The sequence below is a fragment of the Klebsiella sp. TF21-TM genome, from assembly GCF_019753495.1.
Taxonomy (GTDB): domain Bacteria; phylum Pseudomonadota; class Gammaproteobacteria; order Enterobacterales; family Enterobacteriaceae; genus Klebsiella; species Klebsiella quasipneumoniae.
This window is the reverse complement of sequence record NZ_JAIJYL010000013.1, coordinates 77,140-97,627: the sequence shown is the minus strand read 5'-3', so window position 1 is coordinate 97,627 and position 20,488 is coordinate 77,140. Positions and strand designations below refer to the sequence as shown.

Below are 20,488 nucleotides of genomic sequence, written 5' to 3'. Positions count from 1 at the left end.
GAGGGTTTCTCCGTGGGCGGGTCGCCGGGGAGGAGGTATGATCAGCACTATTGCGCTGTTTTGGGCCCTGTGTGTCGTTTGTGTGGTGAATATGGCACGCTACTTCTCATCGTTGCGTGCATTATTGGTTGTGCTACGTGGTTGCGATCCCTTGCTCTATCAGTACGTCGATGGCGGCGGCTTTTTTACCTCGCACGGGCAGCCCAGCAAACAGATGCGCCTGGTGTGGTATATCTATGCCCAGCGCTACCGTGACCATCATGACGATGAATTTATTCGTCGCTGCGAACGTGTTCGTCGCCAGTTTATTCTGACCAGCGCCCTGTGCGGCCTGGTGGTGGTGAGCCTGATTGCGTTGATGATCTGGCACTGACGGCATCTTCGGGATAAAAAAACGGGCCAGCAAGCTGGCCCGTTTTGAACGAATAACGCTTAAATCAGCTTCAGGGAGAGCCAGTAAAGGACGCCTGAAAGGATAATCGCTGCCGGCAGGGTCAGCACCCAGGCCATCAGAATGCTCGTCACCGTCTTTTTCTGCAGACCACCGCCATCCACCAGCATCGTCCCCGCTACCGAGGAGGAGAGTACGTGGGTGGTGGAGACCGGCATCCCGGTGTAGCTCGCCAGACCGATAGACACCGCCGCGGTCATCTGCGCCGACATCCCCTGAGCGTAGGTCATGCCCTTCTTACCAATCTTCTCACCGATAGTGGTCGCCACGCGGCGCCAGCCGATCATGGTGCCAATACCCAGCGCCAGCGCGACCGCCATGATAATCCAGATTGGCGCGTACTCGATGGTGCTCAGCATATCGGTTTTCAGTTTCTTCAGCAGACGCTGGTCGTCAGCGCTCACGTCCGGCAGTTTCGCCACTTTGTCGGTGGTGTCGGAGATGCAGAGCATGATACGACGCAGCTGGCCGCGCTGTTCCGGTTTTAGCGACTCGTAGTTCTCAACGCCGGTCAGCATGGTCTTCACGCGGTCAAGGGCGTTGATGGTGTTCGCCGGATGACAATGAAACTCGCCGTTGGCCGCGGTATTGGTGTCCGGAGAGGGAACCAGCTGGTCAACGCCGGTGGCTTTCTTCAGCAGGTCAGGGCGCTGCTGGAAGAAGGTTTCCACGTTGTTGACCGCATCGCGGGTACGGGTGATTTCGTAACCGGAGGCGTTCATATTCACCACGAAGCCCGCCGGGGCGACGCCGATCAGGACCAGCATCACCAGACCAATGCCTTTCTGTCCATCGTTAGCGCCGTGAGAGAACGACACGCCGATAGCGGACAGGATCAGGGCGATACGGGTCCAGAACGGCGGCTTTTTCTTGCCGTCTTTCTTTTCACGCTCCGCTGGGGTCAGGTGGATACGCGCCCGTTTCTTGGTGCCGCTCCAGTAGCGACGCAGCAGGAAAATCAGGCCGCCCGCGATCACCAGGCCGACGATAGGCGAGATAATCAGCGATCCAAAAATGCCGATGACTTTCGGGATATTCAGCGCGTCAACGACCGACGTACCGGTCATTAAGGCATTGGTGAGACCGATCCCGATGATAGCGCCGATCAGCGTATGGGAACTGGATGCCGGCAGACCGAAGTACCAGGTGCCGAGGTTCCAGATGATCGCCGCCAGCAGCATAGAGAACACCATGGCGAGGCCATGTGCGGAACCCATGTTAAGCAGCAGATCGGTCGGCAGCATATGCACGATGGCATAGGCTACGCTGAGACCCCCCAGCAGAACGCCGAAGAAGTTGAAGAGCGCCGCCATCGCCACAGCGAGCTGTGAGCGCATAGCGCGAGTGTAGATAACCGTAGCCACCGCGTTTGCGGTATCATGGAAACCGTTAATCGCTTCGTAAAACAGTACAAAAGCTAAAGCAAGCAATAATAATAGTCCGGTATGTAAATCCAGACCGGCAAATAAATGTAGCATAGGACGTTACGCCATTTTGAGGACATGAACGCGGCGCATTATCAGTGACTTTAGCGGCGCGGGCAAAGTGAAATATAGACTTTTTTTGATTTTCTTCCTGTTTAGGTTTTACCCTGTTGGGAGTAATCCTATATCTTTCAATGATGTATCTAATGCGGGATTTTTCCCGCTGGTGTGACCAGAGTGAAATATTTACAAAACCCGACAATTGGGGAACGAGGAATGCGCTGTGGAAAGGTTTGATGCCATTGTCGTTGGCGCCGGAGCGGCGGGAATGTTTTGCGCAGCGCAGGCGGGGCAGCTCGGCTGTCGCGTTCTGCTGCTCGACAACGGCAAAAAGCCGGGGCGAAAAATTCTGATGTCCGGCGGCGGTCGCTGCAACTTTACCAATATGTATGTTGAGCCGGCGGCCTATTTGAGCCAAAACCCGCATTTTTGCAAATCTGCCCTGGCGCGCTACACCCAGTGGGACTTTATCGAGCTGGTCGGCAAATATGGCATCGCCTGGCATGAGAAAACCCTCGGTCAGCTGTTTTGCGATGATTCGGCGGAACAGATCGTCAATCTGTTGCTGGCGGAATGCGAAAAGGGCGGCGTGCAGATCCGCCTGCGCAGCGAAATCCTCAGCGTCGAGCGCGACGAGCAAGGTTACCGGCTCCAGGTGAACGGCGAAACGCTGGCGACCAAAAAGCTGGTGATCGCCTCCGGCGGCTTGTCGATGCCGGGCCTTGGCGCCTCGCCGTTCGGCTATAAAATCGCCGAACAGTTCGGCCTGAAGGTGCTGCCGACCCGTGCGGGTCTGGTGCCGTTTACTCTGCACAAGCCGCTGCTTGAGCAGCTGCAGGTTCTCTCCGGCGTCTCGGTGCCGTCGACCATCACCGCCGAGAACGGCACCCTGTTCCGCGAAAATCTGTTGTTCACCCATCGCGGCCTTTCCGGACCGGCGGTGCTGCAAATTTCCAGCTACTGGCAGCCCGGCGAGTTCGTCACCGTGAATCTGCTGCCGGACTGCAATCTTGAAGACTTCCTTAACGAGCAGCGCGGCGCGCATCCCAACCAGAGCCTGAAAAACACCCTCGCGATGCAGTTGCCGAAGCGGCTGGTGGAGTGCCTGCAGCAGCTGGGGCAAATTCCTGATGTCACGCTGAAGCAGCTGAACGTTCGCGACCAGCAGGCGCTGGTGGAGACCCTGACCGCCTGGCGCGTGCAGCCGAACGGCACCGAAGGCTACCGGACGGCGGAGGTGACCCTCGGCGGCGTGGATACCAATGAGCTCTCGTCGCGTACTATGGAGGCGCGTAAGACGCCGGGCCTCTACTTTATCGGCGAAGTGATGGACGTCACCGGCTGGCTCGGCGGGTATAACTTCCAGTGGGCGTGGTCAAGCGCCTGGGCCTGCGCGCAGGCGCTGGTGGACGCTTAAACTAAGGGCCCGGGCATTCGGCGCCCGGGCGTGTAGGTTAGTTCAACCCAAGAAAATACTGGGCGATTTTGAAATAGATGATCAGTCCGGTGCCATCGATCAGCGTGGCGATAAACGGTGCGGAAACCACCGCCGGGTCGATGCCGATCCGTTTAAGCACCATCGGGATGACCGACGAGACAATCGCGCTCCACAGGGTAATGCATACCAGCGTCAGGCTGACGATCAGCGTGATTTCCATGCCGATGCCCATCATCCAGGCGCGCAGGCAGCCCGCCAGCCCCAGCGTTAAGGCAATCAGAAATGAGGTCGATACCTCTTTGCGGATCACCCGCCCCATATCGCGCAGCCGTACTTCTCCCAGCGCCATCGAGCGCACCAGCGTCGAGGTGATCTGCGTTCCGCTGTTGCCGCCGGTACCGATGAGCAACGGAATAAAGAAGGCCAGCGCGATGGCCGATTCCAGCGCCTCTTCAAAATGCTGCAGCACGCTGCTGGTGTAGGCTTCGGCCACGAACAGCAGCAGCAACCACACCGAGCGTTTCTTCCACAGCGTCCAGGGGCTGATGTCCAGATACGGTTTTTCCAGCGGCAGCGTCGCCCCCTGCAGCTGGGCGTCCTCGGTGACGTCATCCTCCAGCAGATGGGCGATCTCCTTTTCCATCAGGCAGCCGACCAGCTCGCCTTTATCGACGACGGGAACCAGGTCGAGGCCGCGCTCGTTGAGCTCGGCTATCACCTGCGGGCGTTCATCGTCAGGTTTGACGCGGAACAGGCAGCTGTCCATCAGGTAGCGGATAGACTGCCCGACATCCCCTTCCTGCAGTAGCTTTTTGACCGACAGGCTGCCGCGCAGCTTCTTGCCGGCGACCACAAACACCTGGCCGGGAATATCATCGCTGGTGAGCTGTGAGATAAAGTGCTCCCGCGCTTCATGGACGCTGAGATGTTCCTGCAGCGTAATAAAGTCGGTACGCATGTACTGGGCGATGGCATCGCCGTCGAAGCCAGAGGTCGCCTGATGGGCGGCGCAGAGTTGAATGGAAGACATGATTAAAATCCCTATAAAAAATCACTCATAGGGGCGAACAAGACAGGGTTAGCGCAGGCAGATCCCTACGTCCTGGTTTTAGCACTGCATAACGTATCTGAACGGTCATGACCGCCAGAAGTTACCTTGGCAACACCTTGATTCGATGGAAGCCTGTATTTCCCTGAGTGGTCTCTCTCGATACCAACAGGGCGGTAACTTGTATTTATGCAGGAGCCTCGCCATAACGAGATCGTTAAATGAGGCGCCATTATTGGCGAAGAGGGATAATTCACAAAGCGTATAGTTTAGGTGGTTTATCAACTGTTGATAAACCACCCACTCATTTTCAAATAGTTAATCATCCGCTAAACACTGCAAATGCCCATGGCGCACACCGCGCTGGGCAATCACGTCGTCGGCAAAATGCTGCACCTCGGCCATGTCTCCCTTCAGCACCGCAATCTCCAGGCAGTCGTCATGGCTGATATGCACATGCAGCGTGGCGACGGAGAGATCGTGATGATGATGCTGGGTGGCCACCAGCCGGCTCGCCAGTTCGCGTTTTTCATGCTCGTAGACATATGACAGGACGGCATAACCGCGCCGCGGCTCTGACGGCGCGGGATCCTGGTTGAGGGCGTCGCGCAGAATATCGCGTACCGCCTCCGAACGGTTATGGTAGCCGCGGCGGGCGCTGAGCGCATCGAGAGCGGCCAGCAGGTCATCATCAAGGGTCAGGGTTACGCGCTGCATGGCATGGCCTCGTTGAGCAGAGTGGCAGGAAAAGGTGGCAGCACCGCCTGCTGGAGCGTCTGTCCGGCAGGGGAGCGCAGGCGCAGCGGTAGACTGACCGTTGCGGTTTCGACGATGCGTCCGTGCTCCATCACCAGCACCCGCTGGCAAAAGCGCTCCACCAGCCGCAGGTCGTGGGTAATGAACAGGCAGGCGGTGCCAAACCGGGCCTGCAGGCGCTTCAGCAGGGCGATAATCTCCGCCTGCAGCAGCAGATCGAGATTCGAGACCGCTTCATCCAGGATCAACAGCTGCGGCCGCACCGCCAGGGCGCGAGCCAGGCAGACGCGCTGCAGCTGTCCGCCGCTGAGCTGTGCCGGGCGTTTATCGAGCAGCGTCGTGGAAAGGTCGACCGCGTGCAGCATCTCTTCCACCCGCCGTGCGCGTTCCTCGCGCGACAAGCGGAACAGATGGCGCAGCGGCTCGCTGACGATCTCGCGCACCGTTTTGCGCGGATTCACCGCGCTGAAGGCGTCCTGAAACACCAGCTGAATATCACGGCGGAAGGCGCCGACGGCCTCGCCCTTCAGGGCGGTCAGCGGTGTGCCGCGCCAGACAATATCGCCGTGCTGCGGCGTTTCCAGGCCCACCAGCATCCGCGCCAGGGTGCTCTTGCCGCAGCCGCTGCGCCCGAGCAGGGCCACCGTTTCGCCGGGGGCGATGGCGAGTTGGATCTCGTGCAGGACCCTGCCGTGGCGGGGGTAATCGTGGCTCACCCCGTTGACGCTGAGTAAATTCATGCTGTTTTCTCCAGTCCGTACAGCGCCAGATGCGCCGCCAGCAGGCGCTGGCTCAGCGGGTGCTGTGGGGCGCTGAACAGCGTGTTTACATCGCACTGTTCAACGAAGCGACCGTTCTCCATGACCATCACGTCATCCGCCAGCCGCGCTACAACGCCCATGTCATGTGTTACCAGCAGCAGCCCCAGACCGCGGCTGGCGACGATATCCGCCAGCAGATCGAGGATCCGCGCCTGGGCGATGGCATCGAGGTCGGTGGTCGGCTCGTCGGCGATGATAAAGGGCGCGCGGCTGAGCAGGGCGAGGGCGATCATCATCCGCTGCAGCATGCCGCCGCTCATCTCGAAGGGATAGCGGCTGAGCAGCGAGCGCGGATTATCCAGACCCACCTCTTCCATCACCGCCAGCAGGGCGGCGTCATTCGCTTCGCGTCCCGCCGCCCGGCAAGTTTCCCGAGCGTGGGCGGCCATGGTATGCAGCGGATTAAAGGCGCTGCGTGGGTTCTGCATGATGGTGGCGATAGTCGCGCCGCGCAGCTGTTCGCCGTGCACCGGCATGCCGTCAAGCAACACCCGGCCGGCGGTCTGGCTGACGCCGGGCGGCAGCAGGCCCAGCGCGGCGGCGCAGGTAAGCGATTTCCCGCTGCCGCTGCTGCCGAGCAGCGCCAGCACCTTGCCGCGGCGCAGGGTAAGAGAGACGTCGCTGACCAGCGGGCGGTCGGCGGCAAGGGCGATCTGTTGCAGTTGGATCTTTTGCGGCATCAGTGGCTATGCTCCGCGATCAGGTGAGGATCGAGGCGATCGCGCAGCGCGTCGCCCAGCAGGTTAAAGGCCATCACGCTGATGAACAGCGCCAGCCCCGGCCAGACCATCTGCAGCGGCTGGGTCCAGATATACTGCCGGGCATCGTTGATCATCACCCCCCATTCCGCCGTCGGCGCGCTGACGCCGAGGCCAAGGAACGACATGCCGGCCACGTGAAGCATCATATGGCCGATATCCAGTGAGGCGAGCACCAGCAGCGAGGGGATCACCGCCCCTGCCAGATGGTCGCTGAACAGCCGCCACTGGCTGGCGCCGCTCAGGCGGGCGGCGAGGATAAATTCGCGCTGGCGCAGGGAGACCACCAGATTACGCACCATTCTGGCGTACCAGGCCCAGTGCGATAGCGCAATGGCGAGGATCACGTTGGTCAGCCCGGTGCCGAGCACCCCCACCATAAAGAACGACAGGATCGAGGTTGGAAAGGTCATAAACAGTTCGGCGAGGCGCATCAGGCCGCGGTCAGCGCGGCCGCCCAGCAGCCCGGCGCTGCCGCCAACCGCCAGACCGATCAGCAGCACCAGCAGCAGGCAGGCCATTACCGCCCCCAGCGAGACGCGGGTGGCGGCCAGCAGGCGCGAGAAAATATCCCGTCCTAGATGATCGGTCCCCAGCCAGTGCGCTGCCCCTGGCGGCAGCAGTCGCTGCTGCAGGTTAATCGCCGCCGGATCCGAGGGGAGCCACCAGCCGCTGCCGATGGCGATGACCGCCAGCAGCGCAATAACCAGCAGGGCCAGTTTCACCGGCCAGCGGAAGTTTCGCAGCCATCTCATACGCTCACCTCCTCATGGCGGCGCAGGCGCGGGTCGAGCGCCGCGTTGAGCACATCCACCGCCAGGTTAGCCAGCACGAACACCGTGACCATCATCAGCGTAAAGCACTGAATCACCGGGTAATCGCGATTGAAGATCGCGGAAACCGCGTAGCGGCCGACCCCCGGCCAGGCAAAGATATTTTCAATAATCATGGTGCCGCCGATCAGCTCGCCAATGTGCATGCCCATGGCGGTCACCACCGGCAGGGTGGCGTTGCGCAGGATATGCCGCCGCTCCACCTGGCGCGCGCTCAAGCCGCGCAGCCGCGCCCACACCACGTGACGCTGGCTGGAGACCTCCAGCATGCTGGCGCGCAGCAGACGGGCGTTGATCGCCAGCGACATAAAGGCGATGGAGACGGCGGGCAATATCAGGTGCTGCCAGTCGCCGTACCCCATCGCCGGAAGCCACTGCAGATGCACGGAAAAAAGCATCACCAGCAGAAAGGCCAGCCAGAAGTTCGGCATCGACACGCCGAGGAAGGCAATCAGCCGCACAGCAAAGTCCGGCAGGCGATCGCGATGGCGCGCCGCCCAGATCCCCAGCGGCAGCGAGGTGACGAGGATCAGCGCCAGCGCCGCGCCGGTGAGCAGCAGGGTGGCCGGCAGGAAGTGCAGCAGGTCATCCAGCACCGGGCGCCGGGTGGCATAGGAGAGGCCAAAGTCCAGGTGCAGCGCCCGCCACAGCCAGTGCAGATACTGCATCGCCAGCGGCTGGTTGAGCCCCAGCAGTTCGCGGGTCGAGGCGACCATCTCTTCAGTGGGCGGCAGGTTTGACAGGCGTAAATAATCCAGCGCCGGGTCGCCGGTGCCGAGCCGCAGCAGCAGAAAGATGATGGCGGAGGCGGCGAGCAGCAGCGGGATCAGCAGCAGCAGGCGGCGTAAAATATAGCGTAGCATTATGGCGTTACCGGTTTAATCTGGTCGAAAGGGATCTCGGTGCTCACCGGCGCGAACGGGATCTCCCCGACTTCCCGGCGCGCAACCGACATCAGCGAGACATAGCTGATGGGCAGGTACACCGCGTCCTGATGCAGGCGGCTCAGCACATCGTGGTACAGCCGTTTCCGCTGCGCCTCGTCGCTGGTGGTCAGCACCTCGCTAATCTCTTTATCAATCAGCGCCTTGTCGGGCAGGCCGCGCTGGGCCTGATAATCGGCATGGGAGGGCACGCGCATCGAGCTTAAAAAGGCATGCGGATCGTAGGGCGCGCCCCAGGTGCGATTGAAGATCATGCCGAACCGCCCTTCGCGCTGGCGCGCATAGATGCTGCTCTCCTCCTCGCCCACCAGGGTGACGCGGACGCCGACCTCCCGCAGATTGGCCTGAATAATTTCGGCCATCGATTTAGCCAGCGCGTCGGTGCCGATAAACGCCAGCTCAATCGCCAGCGGTTGCCCGGCCTTTTGTCGCCAGGGCTGGCCTTCCGGTTGCTGCCAGCCGGCCTGCGCCAGCAGGGCGCGGGCTTTTGCCGGGTCGTAACGGCGCGGCGTCAGATCCTGCGGGGCGTAGGGGACCGAGGGCGCAAACAGGGTGTCGGCAACCTGCTGGGTGCCGTAGAGCACGCTATCGACGAGGGTCTGCTTGTCGACGGCGTAGTTGAGCGCCTCGCGCACCGCCTGCTCGCGGGTCGGGCCCTGGCTGGCGTTCAGCGCCAGCATCACCGTCTCCGCCGGGGCGGAGAGACGAGCCGCGTAGCCGGGGTGATGACGAAAGCGTTCGAAGGTATCCAGCGGCAGCAGCCCCTCGTCGCCGTAGAGCATGTCGATTTCCCCGGTTTCGAACGCCACCGCGCGGCTGGTGGCGTCGGGGATCACTTTGATGGTGATTTGCTGTAGCGCGGGTTTATTACCCCAGTAGCGTTCGTTGCGTACCAGCACGTCGCGCTGATTGAGCTGCGAACTCGCCAGTCGCCACGGCCCGGTGCCGATCGGGGCTTTGATGCCGTTGGCGGTGCCGCCATCGATAAACTGCGAGGGGGCGATAAAGCGGAACGGGCGCGGCAGGGCCAGCTCTTGGAGTAAGGGGGCGTAGGCGCTTTTCAGGGTGAGCTGCAGCTCGCTGGCGCTGAGCGCCCGCACGTCGGTTATCTGATTGGCGAGCTCAAGCCAGGCGTGGCGTTGGCGGTTGGCGAGCACCGCCTGGAAATTAGCCGCCGCGGCCTGGGCGTTAAAGGGTTCGCCGTTGGAGAAGGTCACATCCTCGCGCAGGGTAAACCACCAGGTTTTACCATCGGCGGAGTGGCGCCAGCGGGTCGCCAGCCAGGGCTGCACGCTGCCGTCAGCCTGATACTTCACCAGCGGTTCATAGACCATGCTTTGGGCAAACATCTGGTTGGGCGTATAGAGATGCGGATTCAGCGGGCCGACGTTCACCGGCCAGGCGGTAGTAAGCGAGTGCTGTGCGGCCTGAGCCAGCAGAGGGGCGCAGGCGATCAGCGCCAGCAGAGTGAGGCGGAAAATAGACAAGACGGCGTTCTCAGCGACAGGAAAGTATGACGATTTTAGTGATTCATCATACTTTCGGAGTAACCTGGATCAATATTGCGCCGGAAAGTATAAGTAATCCGTATGATTATGCGCAGGGGCAGGCGCCGACTTACCCCTCAGGGCGCCCGGAACAACCCCAGCAGCGTGGCCACCTGTTCGTCGATCGGCGCCAGATCCCGCTTGACGATCAGATGCAGCGGCGTCGCGCGGCGCGCGCCGTGGCTGAGGGGCAGCCGCTTCAGCACGCCCTGATCGAGATGGGAACGAATGCGCTCTTCCGGCAGCCAGCCGAAACCGACCTGATACATCACCGCATCAATGGCCGCGTCAATGGTGGAGAAGGTCCATGCGTCACGCGTCGCCTGGCCATCGCCGGTCTGGTCGGCAATGCGCACCAGCGGCCATGGCGCCAGCGCGCTATCCTCCAGCGGACCGTCGAGGGCGGCGAGAGGATGGTCGCGGTGGGCGACGGCGATAAAATCAATATTCATCAGCCACTCTCCGCGGCCGGTAATATCCTGGCGGCGGGTCAGAACCATGACATCGGCTTCCGTTCGCGCCGCGCCCTCGTCATCAATATTTTCCAGCACTTCGGTGAGTCTGACCTGAGTCTGCGGATAACGCTGCTGAAACTGGCGCAAAATGGCGAACAGCCGCTGGCGCGGGAAAATGCTGTCGACCACCAGGTCCAGACGGGTGCGCGCCCCGTTGCGCAGAGTGGCAGCATGCGTCTCAACGTAGGCGAAGGCCTGCAGCAACGGTTTGACCTGATTCAGCAGCAGTTCGCCGGCCGGGGTCAGCACCGCCCGCCGACCGGACGGCGCCAGCAGCGCCACCCCTAAGCGCTCCTGCAGCAGCGCGAGGTTATAGCTCACCGAAGACTGACTGCGGTTGGTCTCCTCCGCCGCTCTGGCAAAGCTCCCGAGTTCCACTACCTTTTCCAGTAATGCCCACTGCTCCAGGGTTGTCTTGTGCATAATCAATCTAAAATTTGGATGTATTTAATCCAAACATAGCGTTATTCATTCAATTTTTAAAGACGTATGCTGTCCTCAACAACACAGAGGAGAATAAATGATGAGCACTTTCGACAAACATGACCTCAGCGGCTTTATCGGTAAACATCTGGTCTACACCTACGACAACGGCTGGAACTACGAAATTTACGTCAAAAACGGCCACACCCTCGACTACCGTATTCACAGCGGCATCGTCGGCAATCGCTGGGTGAAAGATCAGGAAGCGTACATCGTGCGGGTGGGGGAAAGTATCTACAAAATCTCCTGGACCGAACCGACCGGTACCGACGTGAGCCTGATCGTCAACCTGGGCGATAAACTGTTCCACGGCACCATCTTCTTCCCGCGCTGGATCATGAATAACCCGGAAAAAACCGTCTGCTTCCAGAACGATCACATTCCGCTGATGAATTCTTACCGCGATGCCGGCCCGGCCTACCCGACAGAAGTGATTGACGAGTTCGCCACCATCACCTTCATTCGCGACTGTGGCGCAGATAATGATGAGGTAATTAATTGCCCGGCGAGTAAATTGCCTGCGGATTTTCCTGCAAATTTGTAATTAAGCAGAAATAACTTTGTGATCTGCGCTAACTTTTTGTCATCAAGCGTGACAAAGACAGCGTCATTAATTGTTATCTGGTTTAACCCCCGTTTACTTTCCGCGATAGCGTTCCTGTTTGCTTTTCCAGACAGGAACGTTTTTTTGTCAAAATTCTGCCATAAATAAAACCTATCATTCTGTTTATTAATGATTTATTTGGCTGTGCTGAGAAAAGATTAATTTCTTAATATTATCCTAAGCAAGGTCAACTACATTAATAGTGGTCGAAATACCCTGAAATGGAATGCCGCGCTGAACTCACTTCATTTTAATTTCGTTTAAGTCCACAGGCGCAGGATATTTTATTCTAACGACCCTGATTTGTGCGTGGGTCATCTACAGAACAGGATGATGATGAGCGATTTTTTGCCTTTTTCGCGCCCGTCGATGGGCGACGCAGAGCTGGCAGCGCTGCGTGAAGTTTTAGCGTCGGGCTGGATCACCACCGGGCCGAAGAATCAGGCACTTGAAGCGGCATTCTGCCAGTTGACCGGTAACCGCCACGCGATTGCCGTCAGTTCAGCGACCGGCGGGATGCACGTGACCCTGATGGCGCTGGGTATTGGCCCCGGCGATGAAGTCATTACGCCGTCCCAGACCTGGGTTTCCACCCTCAATATGATCTGCCTGCTGGGCGCCACGCCGGTGATGATCGATGTCGATAACGACAATCTGATGATCACCCCTGAGGCGGTGGCAGCGGCGATCACCTCGCGGACCAAAGCGATTATTCCTGTGCACTACGCGGGGGCGCCAGCCGATATCGACGCCATTCGCGCGGTGGGCGAGCGCCATGGCATCCCGGTGATCGAAGACGCCGCCCATGCGGCGGGGACCCACTATAAAGGCCGCCACGTAGGCTGGCAGGGGACCGCGATTTTCTCGTTCCACGCGATCAAAAATATGACCTGCGCTGAAGGCGGGCTGGTTGTCACCGACGACGACGAGCTGGCCTCCCGCATCCGTAGCCTGAAATTCCATGGCCTCGGCGTGGACGCCTATGACCGCCAGACCCACGGCCGCGCGCCGCAGGCGGAGGTGATCGCTCCGGGCTTTAAATACAACCTTGCCGACATCAACGCCGCGCTGGCGCTGGTCCAGCTGGAAAAACTGCCTCACGCCAACCAGCGGCGGGCGGAAATTGCCCAGCGCTATCTGCGCGAACTGGCGGACACGCCGTTTACGCCCCTGACCGTCCCGGCCTGGGATCACCAGCACGCCTGGCATCTGTTTATCATCCGCGTCGATGAGGCTGCGTGCGGCATCAGCCGCGACGCGTTGATGGAAAAGCTGAAGGCGATGGGTATCGGCACCGGTCTGCACTTCCGTGCGGCCCATACGCAAAAATATTACCGCGAGCGCTTCCCTGAGGTTTCCCTGCCGAATACCGAATGGAACAGCGCCCGCATCTGTTCTCTCCCGTTGTTCCCGGACATGACCGATGACGATGTCACTCGCGTCATTTCCGCACTGCGCCAGCTGTCAGGACGTTGATATGCTTACTTACCCTCCCGTGAAGAAGGTCTCGGTGGTTATCCCGGTTTATAACGAACAGGATAGCCTGCCGGAGCTGCTTCGTCGTACGGAAACCGCCTGCGCCACGCTGGGGCGGCAATATGAAATTCTGCTGATCGACGATGGCAGCAGCGACGATTCCGCGCGCATGCTCACCGAAGCCGCCGAGGCGGAAGGCAGTCACGTCGTCGCCGTGTTGTTAAACCGTAACTACGGCCAGCACTCGGCGATCATGGCCGGCTTCAGCCATGTGACGGGCGATCTGATTATTACCCTTGATGCCGACCTGCAAAACCCGCCGGAAGAGATCCCGCGGCTGGTGGCGAAGGCGGATGAAGGTTACGACGTGGTGGGCACCGTCCGTCAGAACCGTCAGGACAGCATCTTCCGCAAAACCGCCTCGAAGATGATCAACCGCCTGATCCAGCGCACCACCGGCAAAGCGATGGGCGACTACGGCTGCATGCTGCGCGCCTACCGTCGCCACATTATCGACGCGATGCTCAACTGCCACGAGCGCAGCACCTTTATCCCGATTCTGGCGAATACCTTCGCCCGTCGCGCGGTGGAGATCCCGGTGATGCACGCTGAGCGTGAATTCGGCGACTCCAAATACAGCTTTATGCGCCTGATCAACCTGATGTACGACCTGGTGACCTGTCTGACCACCACGCCGCTGCGTCTGCTCAGCATTTTCGGCAGCGTGATAGCCCTGCTGGGCTTCGCCTTCGGCCTGCTGCTGGTGGTGCTGCGTCTGGCCTTCGGCCCGCAGTGGGCGGCGGAAGGGGTGTTTATGCTCTTCGCCGTGCTGTTTATGTTCATCGGCGCCCAGTTTATCGGTATGGGCCTGCTCGGGGAGTATATCGGACGCATCTATAACGACGTGCGCGCGCGTCCCCGCTACTTTATTCAACGTGTTGTTCGCCAGCCGGAAACGGCATCTAAAGAGGAAGATCGTTCATGAAAGCCGTAGTCTTCGCTTATCACGATATGGGCTGCACCGGTATCCAGGCTCTGCTGGACGCCGGGTATGATATCGCTGCTATTTTCACCCACCCGGATAACCCTGGCGAAAACCATTTCTTTGGCTCCGTGGCGCGCCTTGCTGCCGAGCAGGGCATTCCGGTGTGGGCGCCGGAAGACGTGAACCATCCGTTGTGGATTGAGCGTATCCGCGAGATGAAGCCGGACGTGCTGTTCTCCTTCTACTACCGCAATCTGCTGGGCGATGAGATCCTCCGTCTCGCGCCGAAAGGGGCGTTTAACCTGCACGGTTCGCTGCTGCCGAAATATCGCGGCCGCGCGCCGCTGAACTGGGTGCTGGTCAATGGCGAAAGCGAAACCGGCGTCACCCTGCACCGGATGGTGAACCGCGCCGACGCGGGGGATATCGTCGCCCAGCAGGCCGTGGCGATTGGCCCGGATGACGCCGCCCTGACGCTGCACCGCAAGCTGTGCGCCGCCGCCACCGGGCTGCTGGGCCAGGCGCTGCCGGCGATCCTCGCCGGAACCACCGATGAACGTCCGCAAGATCACAGCCAGGCGACCTATGTAGGGCGTCGTACCCCGGAAGATGGCCGCCTCGACTGGGGGCAGCCGGCGCAGACCCTGCACAATCTGGTGCGCGCCGTCTCCGATCCGTGGCCGGGCGCCTTCGGCTACGCCGGCGCGAACAAGTTTATCGTCTGGAAATCCCGCGTCCGTCATGATCTGCCGGCAGCCAGGCCGGGTACCGTTATCTCCGTTGCGCCGCTGATCGTGGCGTGCCAGGAGGGGGCGCTGGAGATTGTCACCGGCCAGACCGAACGCGGGGTGTACATGCAGGGCGCCCAGCTGGCGCAGGGGCTGGGCCTGGTGTCCGGGGCGGTGATCAGCAGCAAACCGGTGGTGGCGGTTAAGCGTCGCACCCGGGTGCTGATCCTCGGCGTCAATGGCTTTATCGGTAACCATCTGACCGAACGCCTGCTGCAGGACGACAACTATGAGATTTACGGCCTGGATATCGGCTCCGACGCCATCAGCCGTTTCCTCGACTGCCCGCGTTTCCACTTTGTGGAAGGCGATATCAGCATTCACTCCGAGTGGATCGAATATCACATTAAGAAATGCGACGTGGTGCTGCCGCTGGTGGCCATCGCCACCCCTATCGAGTACACCCGCAACCCGCTGCGCGTCTTCGAGCTGGATTTCGAAGAGAACCTGAAGATCATCCGCGACTGCGTGAAATACAATAAGCGCATCATCTTCCCGTCGACCTCGGAGGTGTACGGCATGTGCACTGATAAAAACTTCGACGAAGACACTTCCAATCTGGTGGTCGGGCCGATCAACAAACAGCGCTGGATCTACTCGGTCTCCAAGCAGCTGCTGGACCGCGTGATCTGGGCCTACGGCGATAAGAATGGCCTGAAGTTCACTCTGTTCCGTCCGTTCAACTGGATGGGGCCGCGTCTGGATAACCTCAACGCCGCGCGTATCGGCAGCTCCCGCGCCATCACCCAGCTGATCCTCAACCTGGTGGAAGGGTCGCCGATCAAGCTCATCGAAGGCGGTAAGCAGAAGCGCTGCTTCACCGACATCAGCGATGGTATCGAAGCGCTGTTCCGCATCATCGAGAACAAAGACGGCCGCTGCGACGGGCAGATCATCAACATCGGTAACCCGGATAACGAAGCAAGCATCAAAGAGCTGGCGGAGATGCTGCTGGCCTGCTTCGAACGCCATCCGCTGCGCGATCGCTTCCCGCCGTTTGCCGGCTTCCGCGAAGTGGAAAGCAGCGACTATTACGGCAAGGGCTATCAGGACGTTGAGCATCGCAAACCGAGCATCCGCAACGCCAAACGCTGCCTGAACTGGGAGCCGAAGGTGGAGATGGAAGAGACCGTTGAGCATACGCTGGACTTCTTCCTGCGCACGGTTGAACTGGTGGACGCTAAACATCCATGAAACAGGTCGGCTTACGCATAGATGTCGATACCTTTCGCGGCACGCGGGACGGCGTTCCGCGGCTGCTGGACCTGCTGGGTCAGCACGGGATCCAGGCAAGCTTCTTCTTCAGCGTCGGGCCGGACAATATGGGGCGCCACCTGTGGCGCCTGGTAAAACCGAAGTTTCTGTGGAAGATGCTGCGCTCCAGAGCGGCCTCGCTGTACGGCTGGGATATTCTGCTGGCCGGCACCGCGTGGCCGGGACGCCGCATCGGCGCGGGGAACGAGGCGGTGATCCGCGCCGCCGCCGAGTCTCATGAAGTGGGCCTGCACGCCTGGGACCACTACAGCTGGCAGGCGTGGAGCGGCGTCTGGCCGCAGGAACGGCTGACGCTGGAGGTTGAGCGCGGCCTGCTGGAGCTCGAACGCATTATCGGCCGGCCGGTCACCTGCTCGGCTGTCGCCGGCTGGCGCGCCGATCAGCGAGTGGTAAAAGCCAAAGAATCCTTCGATTTCCTCTACAACAGCGACTGTCGCGGCACGCGGCCGTTTCTGCCCCAGCTCGGCAGCGGCGTCTCCGGTACGGTGCAGATCCCGGTCACGCTGCCGACCTGGGACGAGGCGGTGGGCACGGCGGTGGATATCGCCGGCTTTAACCGCTATCTCCTCGACTGCATCCATCGCGACCCGGGCGTGCCGGTCTATACCATTCACGCCGAAGTGGAAGGCATTGCCTACGCGGATCAGTTCAATGAACTGCTGACCATGGCGGCGGAAGAAGAAATTCAGTTTTGCCCACTGAGCCAGCTGTTGCCCGCTGACTTTAGCGAGCTGCCGTCTGGCAAAGTGGTTCGGGGTGAACTGGCTGGCCGGGAAGGCTGGCTCGGACGTGAACAATTACTGACTTCGGGTGTTTGATGAAAAGCATTCGCTATGGCGTCTCTCTGATTGCGCTGTTTGCGCTGTATTACCTGCTGCCGCTTAATTTCCGTTTGCTCTGGCAACCCGATGAAACCCGCTACGCGGAGATCAGCCGTGAAATGCTGGCCACCGGCGACTGGGTGGTGCCGCATTTTCTCGGATTGCGCTATTTCGAAAAGCCGATTGCCGGTTACTGGATCAACAGTATCGGTCAATGGCTGTTTGGCCATAATAACTTCGGCGTACGCTTTGGGTCGGTCTTCGCCATCACCATGACCGCCGTGCTGGTGGCCTGGCTGGCGTGGCGCGTCTTTCGCGACAAAAAGGTAGCTGTCCTGTCGCCGGTGATTTTTCTCACCGCGATGCTGGTGTATGCGATTGGCACCTATGCGGTGCTGGACCCGATGATCACCCTGTGGCTGGCGCTGGCGATGTGCAGTTTCTGGGGCGCGACGCAGGCGCAGAGCCGCAGCGGCAAAATACTGGGTTACGCGCTGCTGGGCGTCGCCTGCGGTATGGGGGTGATGACCAAAGGCTTCCTTGCGCTGGCGGTGCCGGTAGTGGGCGTTCTGCCGTGGGTGATAGCCCGTCGACGCTGGCGTGAAGTGCTGACCTACGGTTGGCTGGCGGTGGTCGTCTGTACGCTGGTGGTGCTGCCCTGGGGGCTGGCTATCGCCCAGCGCGAGCCGGACTTCTGGCGCTACTTCTTCTGGGTCGAGCATATTCAGCGTTTCGCCGAAAAAGACGCCCAGCACAAAGCGCCGTTCTGGTACTACATCCCGTTCCTGATCGCCGGCAGCCTGCCGTGGCTGGCCCTGCTGCCGGGGGCGCTGAAGCGCGGTTGGCTTGAGCGCGATGAGGCCCGCGGCGCGCTGTATCTGTTAGGCTGGGTGGCGATGCCGCTCCTGTTCTTTAGTATCGCCAAAGGCAAACTGCCGACCTATATCCTGCCGTGCTTTGCGCCGCTGTCGATCCTGATGGCGCGCTACGCGCTGGAGGCGGCGAAGACCGGCGCGAAAGCGTTACGGGTCAACGGGATTATCAACCTGGGCGTCGGCCTGCTGGGGCTGATCGCCGTGCTGGTGGTCTCGCCCTGGGGCGTGATGCACAAGCCGGTGTGGACCAAGATTGAGCTGTATAAATGTCTGCTGGCGGCGATCGCCTTCGCCGTCTGGGCGCTGATGGGCTGGCTGGCGATGAAAGACGCTGGCCGCCGCTGGAGCCTGGCGGCGCTTTGCCCGCTCGGCCTGGCGCTGCTGGTGGGCTTCGCCATCCCGGACCGGGTTATCGACAGCAAACAGCCGCAGTTCCTCGTGGATATCGTCAGCGAATCCCTGCAGCCCAGCCGCTACGTCCTGACCAACAACGTCGGGATCGCCGGCGGCCTGGCCTGGGAGCTGAAGCGAAGCGATATTATTATGTTCGACAAACAGGGTGAGCTGAAGTACGGTCTCGACTGGCCGGACGCTCAGGGAAGCTTTGTCAGCCAGGCCGGGTTTGCCGACTGGCTGGCCGCGCATCGTCAGCAGGGGCCGGTCTCGCTGGTGCTGTTGATGGATAAAGGAGAGAGTATGCTCGACTTACCGTTACCGAAACCCGATAACGCTTACGAGCTGGGGCGGGTCGTTTTCCTTCAGTATCTGCCGCAATGAGCGTCTGGATCTGTCTGGTGTTCGCCAGCCTGCTGAGCTGCGCCGGACAGCTGTGCCAGAAACAGGCGACCCGCCCGTCCCGTCGCGGACGGCGGAGTCGTCATATACTCTTCTGGCTGGGGATGGCGCTGTTATGCCTCGGCTGCGGCATGCTGCTGTGGCTGAGCGTCCTGCAGTCAATTCCGGTGAGCATCGCCTATCCGATGCTGAGTCTGAACTTCGTCTGGGTCACCCTCGCGGGCTGGGGCATCTGGCATGAGCCGGTCGCTCCCCGCCATTGGTTTGGCGTCGGGTTGATCGTCGTGGGTATTGTCATTCTGGGGACCAGCGTCTGATGGGCTTTCTCTGGGCATTATTCAGCGTCGGCCTCGTCAGCGGCGCGCAGCTGCTGCTGCGCAGCGCTATGGTGGTGTTGCCGCCGCTGACCGATATTCTGGCGTTTCTCCAGCATCTGTTGCATCTCCAGCCCGGCACCTTCGGCCTGTTTTTCGGCCTGCTGGGCTACCTGCTGTCGATGGTCTGCTGGTACTTTGCCCTCCACCGTCTGCCGCTGTCGAAAGCGTATGCGCTGCTGAGCCTGAGCTATATCCTCGTTTGGGCCGCCGCCATCTGGCTGCCCGGCTGGCATGAGCCGTTCCACTGGCAATCGCTGCTGGGCGTGGCGGTTATCGTCGCCGGCGTATTGACCATCTTCTGGCCGGTGAAACGCCGCTAGCCGGGGAGCCGGCTTTTGGGGCGCCCCGGGCCGAGCAGGATCGCCAGCTTGCTGCCCCCGACGGTGGTCTCCATCCAGATTTTACAGACGCTGGTTAACGGCACCGAGAGCAGCATTCCCACCGGCCCCAGCAGCCAGCCCCAGACCAGCAGCGACAGGAACACCACCAGGGTCGACATCCCCAGCCGGTGGCCCATCATGCGCGGCTCCACCATGTTGCCCAACACCATATGCACCACCAGAAACAGCGCCCCGACCAGCAGGCACTCATAGATGCCGCTGAACAGCAGCGCCTGCAGCATAGGCGGGATGGCGGAGATGGCGGATCCGATATTCGGCACATAGTTCAACAGGAACGCCAGCACCCCCCACATCAGCGCGAACTGCACCCCCATCGCCAGCAGCCCCAGCCAGACAATCAGGCCGGTCCACAGGCTGATCAGCGTTTTCAGCGCCAGATAGTGGGTGACGCCTTTCAGCGCCCGGTGCAGCCCGGCGATATGCAGGCGAGGGTTATTGAGGGCAAAACGCAGTTTGTAGGGCAGGTGGCGAACCTCAAACAGCATAAAGATCACCGTCATCACCAGCAGCACAATGCTGGCCATCGCCCCGGAAAGCTGGGTCATCAGCGTCGTGGCCCAGGTCATCAGCCGTTCTGAATCCATACGTCGCAGCATGCGCTCCGGATTGATATGCAGGTTGAGAAAGGGGAGATACTCCTGGAGCTGGACGATCTTACGCGTCAGGGCGCGGTTGAAATCGGGCAGCATGGCGACAAAGTCATTGAGCGACGCCGCCAGCACGCCAAGCAGCGCGGTCAGCATGACCAGCATTGCCGTCACCACCAGCGTAATGGCGAACGGGCGCCGCACCCCGCGGCGAATGAACCAGGTGACCAGCGGGTTGAGGACGATAGCGAAAAACAGCGCCAGCAGGAGCTGCACCAGAATATCGGCGGCGGCGTGGATCCCGGCGAGGATAATCACCAGCGCCGCCAGCTTAAGTAAAATATGGAGCCCGGCTTTATCAGCCTGCGGAGGGGACATAGGTATTCCTTTTGTGAGTCGCGCCTGATAAGTGTAGCGGTTCGCTGG

20 protein-coding genes and 1 riboswitch are annotated in these 20,488 nt (G+C 60.7%); of the genes, 10 read left to right on the top strand and 10 right to left on the bottom strand.

What is annotated here, in order from left to right:
• Positions 1-37 precede the first annotated feature (37 nt).
• On the top strand, positions 38-373 hold the full coding sequence (gene uspB, locus K5R89_RS14410) for a universal stress protein UspB (RefSeq protein WP_002921203.1): 336 nt from the start codon (positions 38-40) through the stop codon (positions 371-373).
• A 59-nt stretch (positions 374-432) separates the two neighbouring features.
• Here the strand turns inward: uspB and pitA are convergent, their stop codons facing one another.
• Positions 433-1,929 (bottom strand): inorganic phosphate transporter PitA, encoded by a 1,497-nt coding sequence (pitA, locus tag K5R89_RS14405; RefSeq protein WP_004204940.1) that lies wholly within the window; start codon positions 1,927-1,929, stop codon positions 433-435.
• 229 nt (positions 1,930-2,158) lie between these two features.
• Between pitA and K5R89_RS14400 the strand changes: the two genes are divergently transcribed.
• Positions 2,159-3,352, top strand: a complete 1,194-nt coding sequence (locus tag K5R89_RS14400) for an NAD(P)/FAD-dependent oxidoreductase (RefSeq protein ID WP_080820584.1) — start codon at positions 2,159-2,161, stop codon at positions 3,350-3,352.
• Between the two features lie 37 nt (positions 3,353-3,389).
• On the opposite strand, the gene K5R89_RS14395 is transcribed toward K5R89_RS14400, so the two are convergent.
• The 8 genes from K5R89_RS14395 to K5R89_RS14360 form a co-directional block, all read right to left on the bottom strand.
• The gene (locus K5R89_RS14395) at positions 3,390-4,403 is read right to left on the bottom strand and encodes a magnesium transporter (protein WP_023291272.1); all 1,014 of its coding nucleotides are present in this window, start codon (positions 4,401-4,403) and stop codon (positions 3,390-3,392) included.
• Between the two features lie 56 nt (positions 4,404-4,459).
• A riboswitch (M-box (ykoK) riboswitch) is annotated at positions 4,460-4,641 on the bottom strand.
• A gap of 98 nt (positions 4,642-4,739) precedes the next feature.
• Positions 4,740-5,138, bottom strand: a complete 399-nt coding sequence (gene nikR / locus K5R89_RS14390) for a nickel-responsive transcriptional regulator NikR (RefSeq protein WP_023291271.1) — start codon at positions 5,136-5,138, stop codon at positions 4,740-4,742.
• On the bottom strand, positions 5,126-5,917 hold the full coding sequence (gene nikE, locus K5R89_RS14385) for a nickel import ATP-binding protein NikE (protein ID WP_087827789.1): 792 nt from the start codon (positions 5,915-5,917) through the stop codon (positions 5,126-5,128). The genes nikR and nikE overlap by 13 nt, the downstream gene beginning before the upstream one ends.
• Positions 5,914-6,678 carry a nickel import ATP-binding protein NikD gene (gene nikD, locus K5R89_RS14380; RefSeq protein ID WP_087827788.1) on the bottom strand — a complete coding sequence of 255 codons (765 nt, stop codon included), beginning with the start codon at positions 6,676-6,678 and terminating at the stop codon, positions 5,914-5,916. Before nikD ends, nikE begins: the two co-directional genes overlap by 4 nt.
• Positions 6,678-7,511 (bottom strand): nickel ABC transporter permease subunit NikC, encoded by an 834-nt coding sequence (nikC, locus tag K5R89_RS14375; RefSeq protein ID WP_048298537.1) that lies wholly within the window; start codon positions 7,509-7,511, stop codon positions 6,678-6,680. Before nikC ends, nikD begins: the two co-directional genes overlap by 1 nt.
• Positions 7,508-8,452, bottom strand: a complete 945-nt coding sequence (gene nikB / locus K5R89_RS14370) for a nickel ABC transporter permease subunit NikB (RefSeq protein WP_023291267.1) — start codon at positions 8,450-8,452, stop codon at positions 7,508-7,510. Before nikB ends, nikC begins: the two co-directional genes overlap by 4 nt.
• Positions 8,452-10,020: a nickel ABC transporter substrate-binding protein gene (nikA, locus tag K5R89_RS14365; protein ID WP_087827787.1), complete on the bottom strand. Its 1,569-nt coding sequence runs from the start codon at positions 10,018-10,020 to the stop codon at positions 8,452-8,454. The genes nikB and nikA overlap by 1 nt, the downstream gene beginning before the upstream one ends.
• 137 nt (positions 10,021-10,157) lie before the next feature.
• Positions 10,158-11,018 (bottom strand): LysR family transcriptional regulator, encoded by an 861-nt coding sequence (locus K5R89_RS14360; RefSeq protein ID WP_050534014.1) that lies wholly within the window; start codon positions 11,016-11,018, stop codon positions 10,158-10,160.
• Positions 11,019-11,115: 97 nt separating this feature from the next.
• On the opposite strand from K5R89_RS14360, the gene K5R89_RS14355 reads away from it, so the two are divergent.
• The 8 genes from K5R89_RS14355 (at position 11,116) to arnF (ending at position 19,394) form a co-directional block, all read left to right on the top strand.
• Positions 11,116-11,622, top strand: a complete 507-nt coding sequence (locus K5R89_RS14355; protein ID WP_171005040.1) for a phenolic acid decarboxylase — start codon at positions 11,116-11,118, stop codon at positions 11,620-11,622.
• A gap of 396 nt (positions 11,623-12,018) precedes the next feature.
• Entirely contained in the window at positions 12,019-13,158 is a 1,140-nt protein-coding gene (arnB, locus tag K5R89_RS14350; protein ID WP_023291264.1) for a UDP-4-amino-4-deoxy-L-arabinose aminotransferase, read from the top strand.
• A 1-nt stretch (position 13,159) separates the two neighbouring features.
• Positions 13,160-14,143, top strand: coding sequence for an undecaprenyl-phosphate 4-deoxy-4-formamido-L-arabinose transferase (gene arnC / locus K5R89_RS14345; RefSeq protein WP_023291263.1), 984 nt, complete (start codon positions 13,160-13,162; stop codon positions 14,141-14,143).
• Positions 14,140-16,125 carry a bifunctional UDP-4-amino-4-deoxy-L-arabinose formyltransferase/UDP-glucuronic acid oxidase ArnA gene (arnA, locus tag K5R89_RS14340; RefSeq protein WP_087827785.1) on the top strand — a complete coding sequence of 662 codons (1,986 nt, stop codon included), beginning with the start codon at positions 14,140-14,142 and terminating at the stop codon, positions 16,123-16,125. The genes arnC and arnA overlap by 4 nt, the downstream gene beginning before the upstream one ends.
• Positions 16,122-17,024, top strand: a complete 903-nt coding sequence (gene arnD / locus K5R89_RS14335; RefSeq protein WP_048298527.1) for a 4-deoxy-4-formamido-L-arabinose-phosphoundecaprenol deformylase — start codon at positions 16,122-16,124, stop codon at positions 17,022-17,024. Before arnA ends, arnD begins: the two co-directional genes overlap by 4 nt.
• The gene (gene arnT, locus K5R89_RS14330) at positions 17,024-18,679 is read left to right on the top strand and encodes a lipid IV(A) 4-amino-4-deoxy-L-arabinosyltransferase (RefSeq protein WP_087827784.1); all 1,656 of its coding nucleotides are present in this window, start codon (positions 17,024-17,026) and stop codon (positions 18,677-18,679) included. The genes arnD and arnT overlap by 1 nt, the downstream gene beginning before the upstream one ends.
• Positions 18,676-19,014 (top strand): 4-amino-4-deoxy-L-arabinose-phosphoundecaprenol flippase subunit ArnE, encoded by a 339-nt coding sequence (arnE, locus tag K5R89_RS14325; protein ID WP_023291259.1) that lies wholly within the window; start codon positions 18,676-18,678, stop codon positions 19,012-19,014. Before arnT ends, arnE begins: the two co-directional genes overlap by 4 nt.
• Entirely contained in the window at positions 19,014-19,394 is a 381-nt protein-coding gene (gene arnF / locus K5R89_RS14320) for a 4-amino-4-deoxy-L-arabinose-phosphoundecaprenol flippase subunit ArnF (protein ID WP_050534009.1), read from the top strand. The genes arnE and arnF overlap by 1 nt, the downstream gene beginning before the upstream one ends.
• Here arnF and K5R89_RS14315 read toward each other — a convergent pair.
• Complete coding sequence (locus tag K5R89_RS14315; protein ID WP_004202085.1) at positions 19,391-20,440, bottom strand: AI-2E family transporter; 1,050 nt, start codon at positions 20,438-20,440, stop codon at positions 19,391-19,393. The two genes, arnF and K5R89_RS14315, sit on opposite strands and share 4 nt — an antisense overlap.
• Between the last annotated feature and the right edge of the window lie 48 nt (positions 20,441-20,488).

Excerpts from the sequence above, each read along its gene's own strand:
- nikE (WP_087827789.1), bottom strand. The coding sequence starts at position 5,917 with ATGAATTTACTCAGCGTCAACGGGGTGAGCCACGATTACCCCCGCCAC.
- arnT (WP_087827784.1), top strand. The coding sequence starts at position 17,024 with ATGAAAAGCATTCGCTATGGCGTCTCTCTGATTGCGCTGTTTGCGCTG.
- arnF (WP_050534009.1), top strand. The coding sequence starts at position 19,014 with ATGGGCTTTCTCTGGGCATTATTCAGCGTCGGCCTCGTCAGCGGCGCG.
- arnD (WP_048298527.1), top strand. The coding sequence starts at position 16,122 with ATGAAACAGGTCGGCTTACGCATAGATGTCGATACCTTTCGCGGCACG.
- K5R89_RS14355 (WP_171005040.1), top strand. The coding sequence starts at position 11,116 with ATGATGAGCACTTTCGACAAACATGACCTCAGCGGCTTTATCGGTAAA.
- nikC (WP_048298537.1), bottom strand. The coding sequence starts at position 7,511 with ATGAGATGGCTGCGAAACTTCCGCTGGCCGGTGAAACTGGCCCTGCTG.
- arnC (WP_023291263.1), top strand. The coding sequence starts at position 13,160 with ATGCTTACTTACCCTCCCGTGAAGAAGGTCTCGGTGGTTATCCCGGTT.
- K5R89_RS14360 (WP_050534014.1), bottom strand. The coding sequence starts at position 11,018 with ATGCACAAGACAACCCTGGAGCAGTGGGCATTACTGGAAAAGGTAGTG.
- nikD (WP_087827788.1), bottom strand. The coding sequence starts at position 6,678 with ATGCCGCAAAAGATCCAACTGCAACAGATCGCCCTTGCCGCCGACCGC.
- nikB (WP_023291267.1), bottom strand. The coding sequence starts at position 8,452 with ATGCTACGCTATATTTTACGCCGCCTGCTGCTGCTGATCCCGCTGCTG.
- pitA (WP_004204940.1), bottom strand. The coding sequence starts at position 1,929 with ATGCTACATTTATTTGCCGGTCTGGATTTACATACCGGACTATTATTA.
- nikR (WP_023291271.1), bottom strand. The coding sequence starts at position 5,138 with ATGCAGCGCGTAACCCTGACCCTTGATGATGACCTGCTGGCCGCTCTC.
- arnA (WP_087827785.1), top strand. The coding sequence starts at position 14,140 with ATGAAAGCCGTAGTCTTCGCTTATCACGATATGGGCTGCACCGGTATC.
- arnE (WP_023291259.1), top strand. The coding sequence starts at position 18,676 with ATGAGCGTCTGGATCTGTCTGGTGTTCGCCAGCCTGCTGAGCTGCGCC.
- uspB (WP_002921203.1), top strand. The coding sequence starts at position 38 with ATGATCAGCACTATTGCGCTGTTTTGGGCCCTGTGTGTCGTTTGTGTG.
- K5R89_RS14395 (WP_023291272.1), bottom strand. The coding sequence starts at position 4,403 with ATGTCTTCCATTCAACTCTGCGCCGCCCATCAGGCGACCTCTGGCTTC.
- arnB (WP_023291264.1), top strand. The coding sequence starts at position 12,019 with ATGAGCGATTTTTTGCCTTTTTCGCGCCCGTCGATGGGCGACGCAGAG.
- K5R89_RS14315 (WP_004202085.1), bottom strand. The coding sequence starts at position 20,440 with ATGTCCCCTCCGCAGGCTGATAAAGCCGGGCTCCATATTTTACTTAAG.